Genomic DNA, 15,524 nt, shown 5'->3' on the forward strand with positions numbered 1-15,524 from the left:
ACCGGGGGAGCCGGGGAGAGCGGGGCGTGCACGACCGTCCGGCCATCGGCTGCGAGTATCGGGAACTTTTGTTCGTGCGAACAAAAGTTTCTCCGTTTGAGGTCTATCTTTAGCCGTCAGCCACCGTTAGTGTCCGGTTCACGGACGTAACACGGTTGACACACCCCCTTGATTGACCAGTCATCCACCGGGCCACGCGTATTCGGCGGCGCAGGTCCTCCGACCCTCCAAGCAGGACTCGCAGTCCCCGCGGCCCGTCGGGCCGCCCTCGAAAGGTGGAACATCGTGAACGAGGAACAGCGCCGCATGGCCGCCGACCCCCAGTACCGCGCCCAGGTCACCCGTCGCCGGCTCCTGGCCGCGTCGGCCGGTGCCGCCGCCGTGCTCGGCGCGGCCGGGCTCCCGGTGCTCCAGACCAAGGGGCCGGCCCGCGCCGACGGCAAGTGGCGGGTCGACCCGCTCATCCCGACGCAGAACCGGGGCATCATCCTCTACAGCGTCCGGGACCGGATCGCCGCCGCGCCGGACGACAGCGGCGTGCCCTACGGCTTCGAGCGGGTGCTCGCCAGCCTGGCCGAGATGGGCTACAAGGAGATCGAGTTCGCCGGCTACAACCAGCACACCTCGATCCTCGGCCGGCAGATCACCCCGACCGAGATCCGCAAGATCCTGGACGACAACGGCCTGGTCGCCAACGGCACCCACACGTCGATCAACGCGGCGACCTTCCAGCAGCAGCTCGACATCGCCGAGGAACTCGGCATGAAGAACATCGGCACCGGAAGCGACCCGACCAACAGCGCCTACCAGGCCGACTGGGACGCCGCCGCCGACCTGTGGAACGAGCTGGGCCGGCAGGCCAAGGAGCGCAAGATGCGCCTCTACACCCACAACCACGACGTGGCCTACTCGTTCCTGCTCGACAGCGGCCCGCTGGACGCCAACGGCAAGCCGACCCGCTCGTCGGGCGTCCGCCGGCTGGAGTACTTCTTCGCCAAGACCGACCCGAAGTACGTCTTCTTCGAGTGCGACATCTACTGGGCCTACGTGGCCCGGCACAAGCACCGCACGTACACCAACTCGGCCGGTCAGCAGAAGACCTCGCTGTTCGACCCGATCCTGAACGTGGCCCGGCGTACCAAGCGGTTCCCGCTGTTCCACGCCAAGGACGGCAACCGCAACACCGCGCTGCCCAACGGCTACGAGATGATCCCGCTGGGTGAGGGCGACATCAACTTCCAGCAGTTCTTCCAGACCATCGGCGAGAGCGACTTCCACCACGCCAACTGGGAGATGGACACCGCCCCGGGTGGCACCGCCAACCCCGGCCAGTCGCTGGACTTCGCCCGGCTCAGCTACGCCAACATGGCCGACCTGACCATCTACCGCAACGACTGACCGCTCCGACGGCCGGACCACGGCCGCAGCTGGGCACCGCCGGTGGTCCGCACCACCGCCGGCGGCACCCGGGTGGCGGTCGCGTCAGCTGACGCGACCGCCACCATTCCCCCACCGACCGGCCCGGTCCCGGCCCGGCGGACCCGGACCCGACCGGCCGTCACCCCCGCCCGGCGTCGGCTGACCGCCCCCGACCGGCCGCGCCGGAACCGACCGGCCGCGCCGGTCCGGGCGGGCCACCCCCTCCACACCGCACCACCTCTTCCGACCCGTACCCCGGGCCGCGTCGTCGCGCGCCCGCAGCACGGGCCGCACGGCCCCACGGCCGTACGGCAGCTCCCCGGTCGGCGAACCGCACCGGGGGCGGGACGGCGTCGTCCCGCCCCCTAACCGGAGAGCGAGGCGCAGCACGCACCACCCCGGGCGGCCCCGGCACCCGCCCGGCGCAGGTAGCACATCGTCCCCCACCGGAGGAACCAGATGGCAAGATCGGTATACCGATGGCTCGCCGCGATCGCAGGGGTCGGGATCGTCATCCCGCTCGCCGCGACCGCCCCGGCGTTGGCCCAGCCGGCCCAGGACCAGACCAGCGTCCTGGTGTTCACCAAGACCGACGGTGAGCGACACGCCTCGATTGACAAGGGCGTCAACGCGATCCGCACCCTGGGTAAGGGCAACGGCTTCACCGTCGACGTCACCCAGAACTCCACCGCCTTCTCCGACCAGAACCTGGCCAGCTACGGCGCGGTCGTCTTCCTCAACACCACCGGCGACGTGCTCGACAGCGGCCAGGAGGCGGCGTTCGAGCGGTACATCCGCAACGGTGGCGGCTACCTCGGCGTGCACGCCGCGGTCGAGGCCGAGCCGTCGTGGACCTTCTACCGCGACATCGTCGGCACCACGGCGGCCGGCACGGCGTCGAGCGGGGCGGCGAGCGTCGACGTGGCCGACCGGGTCCACCCGGCGAGCAAGCCGCTGGCCCGGCAGTTCAGCCTGAACGACCAGTGGTACAACTTCACCACCAACGTCCGGGGCACCGCGCACGTGCTGGCCACGGTGGACGAGAAGACCTTCACCGGCGGCACCATGGGCTTCGACCACCCGATCTCCTGGTGCAAGGACTTCCAGGGCGGCCGGTCGTTCTACACCGGACTCGGCGACTCCGCCGACACGTACGCCAACGGCACGTTCCGCAAGCACCTGCTCGGCGCGATCCAGTGGTCGGCCGGCATGGTGCAGGGCGACTGCGGCGCGACGGTCAAGGCCAACTACGAGAAGGTCATCCTCAACGACGAGCCGGGCGAGCCGATGACCCTGTCGGTGCTGCCCGACGGTCGGGTGCTGCACAACACCCGGGCCGGCGAGATCCGCCTCTACGACCCGAAGACCGGCGCGAGCCCGGTCATCACCACGATCCCGGTGTACCAGCACGACGAGGACGGCCTCCAGTCGGTCACCGTCGGCCCGGACTTCGCCACCGACAAGTGGGTGTACGTCTACTACGCGCCCAAGCTCGACACCCCGATCACCGACGCACCGGTGACCAGCACCGACCCGAACGCGTGGGACGTCTACAAGGGGCACAACCAGCTCTCCCGGTTCAAGTGGGTCGAGGAGCCGACGCCGCACCTGGACCTGGCCAGCGAGCAGAAGATCATGAAGGTCGACACCGACCGGGGTGTCTGCTGCCACGTCGCCGGTGAGATCAAGTTCGACGGTAAGGGGCTGCTCTACCTGGTCACCGGTGACGACACCAACGCCGGTGGCTCGGACGGCTTCACCCCGATCAACGAGTCGCCGACCCAGGGGCCGGGCTACGACGCCCAGCGTTCCGCCGGCAACACCAACGACCTGCGGGGTAAGGTGCTGCGGATCAAGGTCAAGGCGGACGGGTCGTACAGCATCCCGGCCGGCAACCTGTTCCCCGAGGCCGAGGACCGGGACGACAAGACCCGCCCGGAGATCTTCCTGATGGGTCTGCGCAACCCGTTCCGCTTCGACGTGGACTCCCGGGGCTTCGTCTACATCGGTGACTACTCGCCGGACTCGCAGGTGCCGAACGCGGCCCGGGGACCGGAGGGCACCGGCCGGTGGATCGCCGCCAACAAGGCCGGCAACTACGGCTGGCCGTACTGCTACTCGCCGACCCTGCCGTACATCGACTACGACTTCGTCACCAAGCAGTCGAAGGGGGCGTTCAACTGCGCCGCGCCGGTGAACGACTCGCCGCGCAACACCGGCCGTCGGGTCCTCCCGCCGGTGCAGGACCCGCAGCTCAACTACACCTTCCGGGCCACCACCACCTGCGCCGAGGCGTACCTGAGCACCCCGCCCGGCACGTGTGAGTTCCAGTGGCCGGTGCTCGGCACCGGTGGTGTCGGCCCGATGGGCGGCCCGGTCTACAAGTACGACGCCGCGCTGGACTCCGCGACCAAGTTCCCGGAGTACTACCACGACGCGGTGGTCTTCGGGGAGTTCACCCGGGACAAGATCTTCATGATGCGCACCAACGGCAGCGGCAAGCTGGTCGGGGTGGAGCAGTTCCTGCCGGGCTTCGTCTTCGACAACCCGATGGACATGGAGTTCGGCCCGGACGGCAACCTCTACCTGCTGGAGTACGGCGACGGCTTCTTCCGGGCCAACCCGGACGCCGCGCTGTCGGTGATCCGGTACGCCAAGGGCACCCGGGCACCGGTGGCGGAGCTGAAGGCCAGCCCCACCTCCGGCCAGGCGCCGTTGACCGTGCAGTTCTCCGCCGAGGGCTCCTACGACGCGGACCCGGGCGAGACCATCACCTACGCCTGGGACTTCGACGGCAACGGCACCACCGACTCGACCCAGCGGGACGCGTCGCACACCTACACCAGCAACGGGGTGTTCACCGCCAAGCTGACGGTCACCGACTCCAGCGGCAAGACGGCGGTGCTCACCCGTGAGATCACCGTGGGCAACACCGCGCCCACCGTGAAGGTCACCTCGCCGCTGTCCGGCACCTTCTTCAACTGGGGTGACACCGTGCCGTGGACGGTCACCGTGACCGACCCCGAGGACGGCCCGATCGACTGCAGCCGGGTCACCGTCTCCTTCGTGCTGGGTCACGACACCCACGGCCACGGCATGAGCGACGCCAACGGCTGCTCCGGCTCGTTCGAGACCCCGGCCGACGGCGCCGACCACGCCGGTGGCTACCTGTACGGCGCGATCAGCGCCACCTACACCGACAAGGGCGCCAACGGCCAGCCGGCGCTGTCCTCGCTCGACCAGATCGTCCTGCAGACCTTCCGGCAGCAGGCCGAGTTCGCCCAGGTCCAGCAGGGCGTCACCCTGGCCAACACCACCGACACCGGGGGCGGCCAGCACGTGGCCGGCATCGACAACGGTGACCACATCGCGCTCGACCCGATCAACCTGGGCGGGATCGACAAGATCACCTTCCGGTACGCCGGTGGCTCCACGGCCACCGCCGGAACCCCGCGCGGCATCGTCGAGCTGCGGCTCGACTCGCCGACCGGTGAGCTGGTGACCAGCGCGACGCTCAACGCGACCACCGGCACCAGCGCCTGGGCCAGCCAGACCTTCCCGGTCAGCCAGGCCGCCGGCACGCACGCGCTCTACCTGGTCTTCAAGCCCGTCAGCGGCGGACCGACGACCAGTCTGTTCAACCTCAACTGGGTGGAGTTCGGCGGCCCGACCTCCTGACGTCACCCTCCGGTCGCCGGGAGGACGGAGACTCCGTCCTCCCGGCGCCGTACCGGTACCGGCTGACCACCGTCGGTCGGCCGGTCGGCACCGTCGGTGGCCGGTCAGGACGGTCACCGTCGGTAACCGGTCAGGTCTGACTGACCGGCCAGTGGCCGACCGATCGTCGATGATCTAGCGTCCCGTGCGCCGGGGAGTGCGCCACCGCTCCGGTGACGAGCAGAAACAAGGGGGGACAGTGCCGTTCCGTGAGGATGCCGCCGACCGGGGAGAGCACCTGAGCCCCGACCGTTCGGGGCCGACCGTGACCTGTCCACCCGGGTGGCGTCCGCTGCGGGTGGCGATGATCGGCCAGAAGGGCGTGCCGGCCACCTACGGGGGGATCGAGCGGCACGTGGAGGAGATGGCCAGCCGACTGGCCGGGCTGGGCCACGAGGTCACCGTCTACTGCCGGGACAGCTACGGCGCGGTGGAGGCCCAGCAGCACCGGGGCATCCGGTTGCGGCGGGCCCGCACGGTGCCCAGCAAGCACCTCGACGCCATCGTGCACTCGGCCACCTCCACCGTGGCGGCGCTGACCGAGCGCCCCGACATCGTGCACTACCACGGGCTCGGCCCGGTGCTGACCGCGCCGCTGGCCCGCTACGCCTCCCGGGCCCGGGTGGTGCTCACCGTGCACGGGCTGGACAACCAGCGCGACAAGTGGGGCCGGGCGGCGCGGGCCGTGCTCGGCACCGCGTACCGGCTCAGCGGTCACCTGCCGGACGCCCGGGTGACCGTGTCGCAGGGCCTGGCGGCGCACTACACCAGCCGGTTCGGCCGCCCGGCCCGCTACATCCCCAACGGGGTGGCCACCCCCACCCACCGGCCGCCCCGGGAACTGTCCCGGTTCGGCCTGCACCCCGGCGGATACCTGCTGCTGGTCGGCCGGCTGGTCCCGGAGAAGGCCGCCGACCTGCTCGTCCGGGCGTTCCGCCGGCTGCCGACCGACCTTCGGCTGGCCATCGTCGGCGGCTCCGCCTTCACCGACGGGTACGTCGCCCGGCTCCGCGAGGCCGCCGGCGACGACCCGCGCATCGTGTTCACCGACTTCGTCTACGGCGACCTGCTGGCCGAGCTGTACTCGCACGCGGCGGCCTTCGTGCAGCCGTCCCGGCTGGAAGGGCTGCCGCTGACCCTGCTGGAGGCCGCCTCGTACGGCCTGCCGGTGGTCGCCAGCGACATCGAACCGCACCGGGAGGTGCTGGACCACGACGGCCCGGGACAGCGGCTGTTCCGCGACGGCGACGTCGACGACCTGCTCCGGGCGCTGACCACGGTGACCGCCGACGTGCCGGCCGAGCGGGCCGGGGCCGCGCTGCTGCGCGACCGGGTGCTCGCCGAGTACAGCTGGGACGCGGCCGCCCGCGAGCTGGAGCGGCTCTACTTCTCGCTGGCCCTGCGGGTGCCCCGCCCGGTTCGGGACGTAAAGTCGCCCACGGTCGGCGTAACGGCCCATGCCCCGGCCCGGCGGCGACCGTTAGATTAGGCCGTTCTCCCGGCCGTCGGCGGCGACCGGCAACACCTCCTGTGGAAACGAGTGGTCGGCGAGCGGTGGACGGACAGCGACACGGCACGGAGGGCGACCGCGCCCTGCCCCCGGCGGAACCCGTCCGGTGGTCCGCCGGTGACCGGGCCACCCGCCTGCTGACCGGCGGCGCGGCGCTGCTCTGCGCCGTGGTGGCGGTCGGCGTCGGGCTGGCCGCGACCGGTGGCGGCCGGATCGGCGTGGTGCTGCCCCTGGTGCTCCTCGCCGGGCTGGCCGTCGGGGCGCTCGCGCTGACCCGGTTCTCGGCGTACGTGCTGCTGATGCTGGCCGTCCGGTCCTGCGTCGACCTGTTCAAGCTCAGCGGCCCGACCGCGGGCCGGGCCGACGGCGCGGCGGCCACCCGGGCGATGGATCCGTCGACGATCCTGGCGGTGCTGTTCCTGCTCGCCGCCGGCCTCTGGCTCGCCGCCCAGCTGCGGCAGCGGGGCCGGCTGCGCGGCTCCCGGCTCGGTGTGGCGATGCTGCTGGTCGGGGCGACCTCGCTGGTCAGCGCGGCGGGCGCGGCCCAGCCGGTACCCAGCGCCCTGGAGGCGCTGCGGATCGGCACCGTGGTGGTGATGTTCGTGGTGCTGGAGCAGTTGATGCCGGACCTGCCGGCGGTCCGCCGGGTGCTGCTCGCCGCGTACGTCTCACTGGCGCTGGCGGTCGGCTACACCGCCGTGCTGACCCTGCTCGGCCACCCACCGGCCGAGGTGAAAGGGAACTTCACCCGGATCAGCGGACCGTTCAGCCAGTCCACCACGTTCGGCCGTTACCTGATGTTCATGGTGATCTTCGGGTTCGGTATCTACCGCTACCTGGACCGCCGGCTGCGGCTCGGCCTCGGTGCGCTGCTCGCCGCGTCGCTGGTGTTCCTGCTGCTCACCAACACCCGCAGCGCCATCCTCGGGGCGGGGCTGGGCCTGCTGGTGGTCGCGGTACTGCACCGCAGCCGACGGATGCTGGTGGCGCTCTGCCTGGTCACCGTGGCCGGGCTGGCCCTGCTGCCCAGCGTGGCGCACCGCTTCGGGCAGCTCGCCGACAGCAGCGCCGTGGGCGGCGGACCGACCGGCAACACCCTCGCCTGGCGGGTCGACTACTGGTCGGAGATCGTGTCGCTGGCCAACCGTAACCCGGTCACCGGGATCGGCCCCAACATGACCAAGTTCGAGGCCGACGAGGCGAAGAAGCCGCACAACGACTTCCTGCGCGCGTACGTCGAGACCGGCCTGGCCGGGCTGCTGGCGTACCTGGCGATGATGGTGCTGTGCCTGCGCACCGGCCTGGACGCGCTGCGGCGGGCACCCCCGGGCACCCTCGGCCGGGGCATCGCGGTCGGCTTCCTGGGCTGCGCGGTCGCCTTCGTCGCGGTCAGCGCGGCGTCCAACGTGATCTCCAACGTGGTCACCCTGTGGTACTTCGCGGCGTTCGCCGCGGCGGCCGGCGCGGTCGCCCACGGGATACCGGACGGCTCGTCCCGGGCGGCGACGCCCCGACCGGTGACCACCGGGTGGCACAACCGATGAACGATCGAACAGTGGGGAGCGGCAGGGTGGAGATCGTCGACTATCTGCGGGTCGCGCGGCGTCGACTCTGGCTGCTGGTGGGCATTCCGCTGGTGGCCGGGGTGGCGGCGGCGCTGGTCGTCCTGCTCGGCCCGCAGCAGTACGCCGCCACCTCGTACGTCGCCGCACCCGCCCTGGTCGGCGGCAGCGCGGCCCAGCAGTACACCGGCACCCAGGCGGCCAACCAGTTCGCGGCGGCCTTCGCCGCGGCGGTCACCTCTCCGCAGGTGGTCGACCAGGTCTCCACCGACACCGGGGTGCCGGCCGACACGCTGCGCGACGGACTGGCGGTCAAGCAGGTCGGCGCGAGCAGTCAGCTCACCCTGACCTACACCGCCGCCGACCGGTCCACCGTCGCCCCGGTGCTCGCGGCCACCGGCAAGCGTGCCCTGGCGTTCCTGTTCACCAGCCAGGTCAACATCGCCACCGACGAGGTGAAGGCGGCCACCGACGAGCTGACCACCGCCACCCGGGCGATCAACGACTGGGAGAAGACCAACAAGGTCAGCCAGCCGGACAAGCTCTACCAGTCGACCCTCCAGGAGATCGCCAGCCTGCGGCAGCAGCGGTTGCAGATGCAGGCCGTCGGCAACAGCCGGGGTGCCGACGCCGCCGCCGACTCGATCAGCGCCGGCCAGAAGCGGCTCGACGAACTCGGCCCGAAGCTGCCCGACTACCAGGCGCTGATCGCCCAGCGGGACAGCGCCACCAGCGCGCTGGCCTCGGCCCGGCAGGGTCTGCAGCAGGCCCGCGCGCAGGCCCAGGCGGCCGACCCGGACAAGGTCACCAGCGTCGGCGAGGCGCAGCCGGTGTCCCGGACGAAGGCGCTGGTCGCGCTGGTGCTCCCGGTGTCCGGCGCCGGGCTGCTGCTGGCCGTCCTGCTGGTCGCGGTGCTGGAGTGGCTGGCGCGCAGCCGCCGGGCCGGGCAGCCGGCGGCGGTCGGCCGGGCCACCCCGGCGTCGGGCGGCGGCCGGCGCGGCGGTGACGACACGGTGGTGTTGCCGGCGGTCCGCACGACCGTGCCCGACCAGCACTCCCGGCACCGGTAGGTGGGGGTGCCCGCAGCGTCCACCCGGGACGACCGGCACGCCGGGGACACGGCGCGGGGCGACCAGCATGTCCGGGGGATGGCCCGGGGCGGTGGTCTCAACCTGATCGGCGCCCTGCTCAGCCAGGCGGCCGTCTTCCTGATCATGCTGCTGCTGGCCCGGGTGCTGGGCATCCGGGAGGTCGGCCGGTACGCCCAGTGCTACGCGGTGCTGTCGCTGGCCGGGCTGCTGTCGCTGTCCGGGTTCCGGGCCGGGCTGACCCGGTTCGTGGCGGTGCACCTGGCCGACGACGACGCCCCGGCGCTGCGCGGCACCGTCCGGCTGGGGCTGGTCGTGTCGGCCGGCTCGTCGGTCGCCCTCGCCGGGGCGCTGGCCTGGGGCGCACCCTGGCTGGCCGACCGGCTGCACGACCCGGGACTGGTCACCGGGCTACGCCTGGTCGCGCTGACCCTGCCCGCGTCGACGATCTGCGAGGCGGCCCTGGCGGCGACCCGGGGCTGGCGTACCCAGCGGCCGTTCACCTTCATCGGCCAGCTCTACGAGCCGGGCACCCGGCTGCTGCTCACCGTGCTCGCTTTGGCCACCGGAGTCGGGCTGACCGGCGCCTTCTGGGCGCTGGTGGCGGCCGGCTGGTCGGCCGCCCTGCTCGCCCTGGTGGCGCTGGCCCGGCTGCTGCGCCGGGTGCCGCCGGCCCGCCCGGTGCACCGGCCCGGGGAGCTGTTCCGCTTCTCCACGGTCAGCTGGGTGTCGTCGCTGTCGTCGACCGGGCTGATCTGGGTCGACACCCTGCTGCTCGGGTTCTTCGCCAACCCGGAGATCGGCGTCTACAACGTGGCCACCCGGCTGGTCACCGTGGCCATCTTCGTCCTCGCGCCGGTCAACGCGGCGTTCGGCCCGTACCTGGCACACCTGCACCACCGCGGCGACCTCGACGACGTCCGCCGGGTCTACGCGGTGGCCACCGGCTGGGTGGTCCGGCTGTCGCTGCCGGCGTTCGTGGCGTTGCTGGTCCTCCCCGGCGACCTGCTGCGCGTCTTTGGCGGCGAGGTCGCCACCGGCGCGGCGGTGACCGTGATCCTGGCCCTCGGGCAGCTCGTCAACGCGGCGACCGGCCCGTGCGGCACGGTGCTGAACATGTCCGGCCGGGTGGCGCTCAACATGGCCGACAACCTGGTCGCCCTGGTGCTCAACGTGCTGCTCAACCTGTGGCTCATCCCCGCGTACGGGATCGTCGGCGCGGCGGCGGCGTGGAGCGCCTCGCTGATCGTGGTCAACATCGCCCGGGTCGTGCAGGTCCGTCACCTGACCGGCGCGTTGCCGTTCACCGTCGGGATGGCCAAGGGGCTGGTCGCCGGGGTGGCCGCGCTGCTCGCCGGGCTGCTGGTGAGCGGCCTGGTGCCGGGCTGGCCGTGGCGACCGGTCGCCGGGCTGACCGTGATCGTCGTGGTCTACCTGGGCACGGTTCTCGCGCTCGGGCTCAGCCGGGAGGACGTGATGGTGCTCCGCACCCTGGCCCGCCGACGCCGTCGCGGCGACCCGCCCGGATCCGTTGCGCCCGGGTCCGTTGCGCCTGGGTCCGTTGCGCCGGGGTCTGTTCCGCCTGGGTCTGTTGCGCCCGGGGGTGACCGGGGTACCGCCGGCCGGGCGGTGTCGCGGTGAGCGCGGGGCCGCGCCGGGCCACCGTGGACCGGCTGCGTCGGGTGGTACGCGGCACCCGCGCCTGGGGGCGGGCGGCGCTGCCCGGCCGGGTCGGCGCGCTGCCCGACTTCCTGATCATCGGCGGGCAGCGGTGCGGCACCACCTCGCTGCACCACTATCTCGCCGAACACCCGGACGTGCGGGCCGCCACCGGTAAGGAACTCCAGTTCTTCAGCCTGCACTTTGGCCGGGGAACCCGCTGGTACCGGGCGCACTTCCCGCCGGCCGTCCCCGGCCGGCGCAGCTTCGAGGCCAGCCCCTACTACCTGTTCCATCCCAGCGTCCCGGCCCGGGTGGCGGCGACGCTGCCCGAGGCCCGGTTCGTGGCCCTGCTGCGCGATCCGGTCGAGCGGGCCTACTCGCACTACCTGCACACCCGTTCGTACGGGGTGGAGCCGCTGGGCTTCGCCGAGGCGCTGGCCGCCGAGCCGGGGCGGCTGGCCGAGGCGCTGGCCGACGGGCCGGACACCCCGGCGGCGCACCACGCGTTGCGGAACTTCTCCTACGCCGCCCGGGGCCGCTACGCCGAACAGCTCGACCGCTGGTACGCCCACCTGCCCGCCGAACGGCTGCACGTGATCCGCAGCGAGGACCTGTACGCCGACCCGACCGCCAGCTACGCGGGTGTGCTGCGGTTCCTCGGGCTGGCCCCGTTCACCCCGGCGGAATTCGGCCGGCACACCCGGCGGGCGGACAGCGGCCCGTCCCAGCTCACCGCCGAGGTGCGGGCCGAACTGGCCGCCGGGTTCGCGCCGCACAACGCCCGCCTCGCCGACCTGCTCGGCTGGCCCCGCACCTGGTGAGTGCCCCGGCTGTCCAGCCGGTGTTCACCCAGGTGCGCCGTGGTCGGGTCGCCCGACCTCCCATGATCGTCTGCAGCTGAGCGGCACCCGACACGGCGTGTCGAGTCGCGCAGCCGTAGACGATCATGAGGTGGTCGGAAGGGCGGGCCGGTCAGCGGATCGGGGCGAGGACCGCGTCCGGGGTGCCGGTGGCGCGCAGCAGCACCGGGCTCGGGCCGATCGGCAGTGCCCCGGTGCGGGCGGTCGGATCGGCACCGACCGGGCCGCCGGTCACCCCGGCCGTGGCCGGCAACGACACCGTGCCGGTGGAGGTCGACCAGACCACCAGCGTGCTCTCCGCGCCCCGCCGGAACGCCACCCCGGTCAGACCCTTGCCGTTCACCGGCTCGACGGTCGCGTCCCGGGCCGCCGCCGCGAGGGCGGCCATCATCGCCCCGGCCTGCCGCTGGGTGCCGTCCGGGTCGAGCAGCCCGTAGCGGACCTCCGCGCCGGCCCGGTTGTTCGGGTTGTACGCCAATGGCAGCCACAGCACCTCGTGGATGCCCCCGGCGACCAGCAGGCTGACCACCTTGACCATTTCGTCGCCCCGGGCCGCGGCGTCGTCGTTGCCGTCCTTCCAGAACTGGCCGACCTCCCACGCCTGCACCGGCACTCCGGCCGGCGTTTCTGCCCGCAGGTACTCCAGCAGCGCCGGCACGCCGGAGAAGTGCTCGTAGAAGTGCAGCTGCCGGACGTCGACCACCCGGTCGTCGAGCAGCTTCTCGGTGACCGCGAGGTAGGCCAGGTTGCGGGAGTTCTGCGCGTTGTCCAACGCCGCGCGCAACGCCGTCGGGTCGTTCACCGCCGGGATCAGCCGTCCCCGGGTGCCGATCCGCCGCTGGAAGTACGCCTGGTAGGCGGCGACGGCCTGGTCCGGCTGCCCGGCGCGCAGCAGCCGGTCGGCGACCCCCATCCCGTACGCCACACTGCTCATGCCCGAGTCGACCACCTTGGCCTTCGGGTCGGCCGACCGGATCGCCTCGGCGGCGGCGGTGACCAGCCGGCGGTAGTCCTCCGGGCTGCCCGCCCAGTACTGCTGCGCGTTGACCTCGTTCTCGATGGCGTACTCGCCGACACCGTACGGCGCGTACCGCCGCACCAGGGTACGGACGAAGTTCTGGTAGGCGGCCAGGTCCGTCGGCATCGCCGACTCGGTCTTGTTGGCCTGGCCCCGGGTGAACTTCGCCGTCCCGCCGGTCGCCCAGCACACCCCGGTACGGATCTTCAGGTGCAGGGTGATGCCGAGCTTGCGGCTGCGCTCGGCGATCTGGTCCACCGCCGAGAAGTCCGGATTGCCTCGGGTCTTCTCGATGTCGCACCAGCTCAGCTCGTGGTACGTCGTCGAGCCGGTGAGCTTCTCCAGGTAGGGCACGAACTGGTCGTGCCGGGAGAAGTCCCAGTGCGCGCCGAACGGGTTGCGGACCGGCGCACCGGCCGGCGGTGGCGTGCCGGTGGCACCGCTCGACGGGGCGGCGGGGGGCGGGGTCGCCGACGGGGCCGGCCCGGGACCGGGGTCGTCCGAGCAGGCCACCCCGGCGACCAGGGCGAACAGCAGTGCCCCGGCGACCAGTACCCGCCGCCCGGCCCGGCGGGTCACCGACGGCCCGCCCGGAAGGTGCGCCGACGATCCTGCCCGGTCGGCCGTCGGCGGTCCGGCCACCGGGCGCACCGGCGGCCCGGCCCGGCGGTTCACCGGTAGCCCAGTTCGCGCAGGGTGGCACCGGAGAAGACCCGGACCAGCACCCGCAGGAAGGGGTCCAGCTCCCGGCGGTAGGTGCCGACCCGGGAGCCGTAGATCGGGGCGTCGGTGCCGGCGGCGGCCCGCCGTCGGTCCGCCTCGGCGGTGTACTTGCCCGCCACGTCGTGCTGCTTGCCGTCGTAGTCGAGCACGCCAGCCTCCCAGGGTTCGCCGAGGAACTCGAACAGGCCGCGCATGGCCTTCTCCGGATCGGTGACCGTCTCCTCGTACCGCAGTTCGTGGTAGCGCCCGGCCGGCAGCCGCGCCCCGGCGGCCCGGGCGACACGGATGTAGCGCGGCCACTTCACCACGCACTTGACCGCCGACCAGTAACCGAACCGCTTGCGGTGCGACACCACCACGTCCCGGCCGTCCCGGATGACGTGGACGAACTGCGCGTCGGGGAAGACCTCGGCCAGGAAGTCGATGGACAGCGCGTACAGCGGGGTCTTGTCCGCCCAGCGGGTCTTGCCCCGGGACCGGGCGTAGTCGGCCTGGATGCCGCCGAAGAAGTCGGCGATGCGGCCCAGCCAGTACTCCCGGGGGAACCCGAAGCGGGCCAGCCGTTCCCAGTCCCGCCCGACGATGCGGCGCATGTCGGCCAGGAACCGGGTCTCCGGGCCACAGCTCACCCGGGAGTGCGAATCGAGCACCAGCCGCAGCATCGTGGTGCCCGACCGCTGGCACCCGACCAGGAAGATCGGCCCCTGCGGGTGATCCCCCCGGCTCCCGACGGCCGGCACGTCGGCGGGTGCGGTGCCGGTGAGCGGCACGTCGGCGGGTGCGGTGTGCGGGACCGGGCCGGTGGGGTCAGCCATGCTCCACCGCCTCGTGCCGTCCGGCCAGCGCGTCCAACCGGCCGGTCAGCTCGGTGCAGAGCGCCCGTACCCGGGGATCGATCTCCAGCCGGGGCCGCGGCGGGGTGCGCACGCCGACGTGCGCGTGCAGCACCGGGTCGTACGGCAGGTCGAGGAACGCGCACAGCCGCCGGGTGTACCCGGCCGGGTCGGCGACCAGCGCGTCGTACGCACAGAGCAGGGTGTCCGGACGGTCGGCCAGGCCGAGGGAGAAGAACAGCGCGTTGCGGACGTACCAGAACAGGGCGGCGGCGGTGTGCGGGGTCATCCGGTCGTAGTCGAAGCCGGCGACCAGGTCCCGGGTCGGCGCGTCCAGGCGTTGCCCCTGCCACCGGTCACCGATGGTGCCGTCGGCGACCGCCCGCAACGCCCGCAGGTTGGCGTCGCCGAACTTCGCCACCTCGGAGCGCGCCCGGTCGTCGACGTCCCGGTACGCCCACAGCGCCCGCCCCGGCGCGACCCCGGGCAGGCCGAGCAGCTCGTCCACCCGGTGCGTGTCGCACAGCGGTTTGACCAGCACGAACCGCTGCCGGCTGCGCCGGATGACGGCGGTGAGCACCGGGTCGGGGCGCAACCGGAAGCGGTGGAACACGGCCCGGTCGTTCTCGTTGCGCACCTCGACCGACGGGTCGGTGTCCAACCCCCGGGTGAGCATGTTGGTGCCGGAGCGTTGCAGGCCCACCAGGTAGACCGGCACGGCCCGGCCGGGCGGCCCGGGGTGGGCCCGTCGCCACCGCCACTTGGCCAGCGCGGTACGGGTCCGTTCGACCGGGTCGAGCCGGTCCTCCTCGACGAGCCGCCGGACGCCCTCGGTACGCGCCCAGCGCAGGTGCCGGCGGACCCGTCGGGCGGTGTACGCCAGCGCCGAGGGTTCGTCGGGGTGGGGCACCGGGTCCTCCTCGGGCACGTCGGGCGGGGTGGGGCACACGGTACCGGCAGATCATCGCGGCTGGCCACGTGGCCGTGTGGCCAGCCGGCGATGGGCCGTGTGGCTACTTGGGGATCATGAACTGGACTCACGACACCGGTGTTGCATACGGTGGGGCCCCTGGTCACCGCTGCTGTCCGGGGCGACCATCCCACCCCCGACCCCAGTGGGCCGCAGCAGCCA

At 72.6% G+C, this 15,524-nt stretch carries 10 protein-coding genes; 7 read left to right on the plus strand and 3 right to left on the minus strand.

Annotated elements, in window-relative coordinates; translation table 11 throughout:
* The first annotated feature begins 285 nt into the window (after window positions 1-285).
* From O7612_RS13420 to O7612_RS13450, 7 genes are all read left to right on the plus strand, one after another.
* Entirely contained in the window at window positions 286-1,398 is a 1,113-nt protein-coding gene (locus O7612_RS13420; protein WP_282273566.1) for a sugar phosphate isomerase/epimerase, read from the plus strand.
* A 480-nt stretch (window positions 1,399-1,878) separates the two neighbouring features.
* Complete coding sequence (locus O7612_RS13425; protein WP_282273567.1) at window positions 1,879-5,097, plus strand: ThuA domain-containing protein; 3,219 nt, start codon at window positions 1,879-1,881, stop codon at window positions 5,095-5,097.
* A 238-nt stretch (window positions 5,098-5,335) separates the two neighbouring features.
* Complete coding sequence (locus O7612_RS13430) at window positions 5,336-6,625, plus strand: glycosyltransferase family 4 protein (protein ID WP_282273568.1); 1,290 nt, start codon at window positions 5,336-5,338, stop codon at window positions 6,623-6,625.
* A 65-nt stretch (window positions 6,626-6,690) separates the two neighbouring features.
* Window positions 6,691-8,190: an O-antigen ligase family protein gene (locus O7612_RS13435; protein WP_282273569.1), complete on the plus strand. Its 1,500-nt coding sequence runs from the start codon at window positions 6,691-6,693 to the stop codon at window positions 8,188-8,190.
* The gene (locus O7612_RS13440; protein ID WP_282273570.1) at window positions 8,187-9,278 is read left to right on the plus strand and encodes a Wzz/FepE/Etk N-terminal domain-containing protein; all 1,092 of its coding nucleotides are present in this window, start codon (window positions 8,187-8,189) and stop codon (window positions 9,276-9,278) included. The genes O7612_RS13435 and O7612_RS13440 overlap by 4 nt, the downstream gene beginning before the upstream one ends.
* 6 nt (window positions 9,279-9,284) lie before the next feature.
* Window positions 9,285-10,937: a flippase gene (locus O7612_RS13445; RefSeq protein ID WP_282273571.1), complete on the plus strand. Its 1,653-nt coding sequence runs from the start codon at window positions 9,285-9,287 to the stop codon at window positions 10,935-10,937.
* The gene (locus tag O7612_RS13450; RefSeq protein ID WP_282273572.1) at window positions 10,934-11,779 is read left to right on the plus strand and encodes a sulfotransferase; all 846 of its coding nucleotides are present in this window, start codon (window positions 10,934-10,936) and stop codon (window positions 11,777-11,779) included. The genes O7612_RS13445 and O7612_RS13450 overlap by 4 nt, the downstream gene beginning before the upstream one ends.
* A gap of 151 nt (window positions 11,780-11,930) precedes the next feature.
* On the opposite strand, the gene O7612_RS13455 is transcribed toward O7612_RS13450, so the two are convergent.
* From O7612_RS13455 to O7612_RS13465, 3 genes are read right to left on the minus strand one after another with little or no spacing between them, the layout of a single operon-like run.
* Window positions 11,931-13,478, minus strand: a complete 1,548-nt coding sequence (locus O7612_RS13455) for a hypothetical protein (protein ID WP_282273573.1) — start codon at window positions 13,476-13,478, stop codon at window positions 11,931-11,933.
* A 29-nt stretch (window positions 13,479-13,507) separates the two neighbouring features.
* The gene (locus tag O7612_RS13460) at window positions 13,508-14,374 is read right to left on the minus strand and encodes a sulfotransferase (protein WP_282273574.1); all 867 of its coding nucleotides are present in this window, start codon (window positions 14,372-14,374) and stop codon (window positions 13,508-13,510) included.
* On the minus strand, window positions 14,367-15,302 hold the full coding sequence (locus O7612_RS13465) for a hypothetical protein (protein ID WP_282273575.1): 936 nt from the start codon (window positions 15,300-15,302) through the stop codon (window positions 14,367-14,369). The genes O7612_RS13460 and O7612_RS13465 overlap by 8 nt, the downstream gene beginning before the upstream one ends.
* Window positions 15,303-15,524 lie beyond the last annotated feature (222 nt).

Origin of the sequence: Micromonospora sp. WMMD987, assembly GCF_029581435.1 — a bacterium.
GTDB classification, from domain to species: domain Bacteria; phylum Actinomycetota; class Actinomycetes; order Mycobacteriales; family Micromonosporaceae; genus Micromonospora; species Micromonospora rifamycinica.

Bases quoted from the DNA above. Each gene is read 5' to 3' on its own strand.
- O7612_RS13425 (WP_282273567.1), top strand. From the start codon at position 1,879: ATGGCAAGATCGGTATACCGATGGCTCGCCGCGATCGCAGGGGTCGGG.
- O7612_RS13460 (WP_282273574.1), bottom strand. From the start codon at position 14,374: ATGGCTGACCCCACCGGCCCGGTCCCGCACACCGCACCCGCCGACGTG.
- O7612_RS13440 (WP_282273570.1), top strand. From the start codon at position 8,187: ATGAACGATCGAACAGTGGGGAGCGGCAGGGTGGAGATCGTCGACTAT.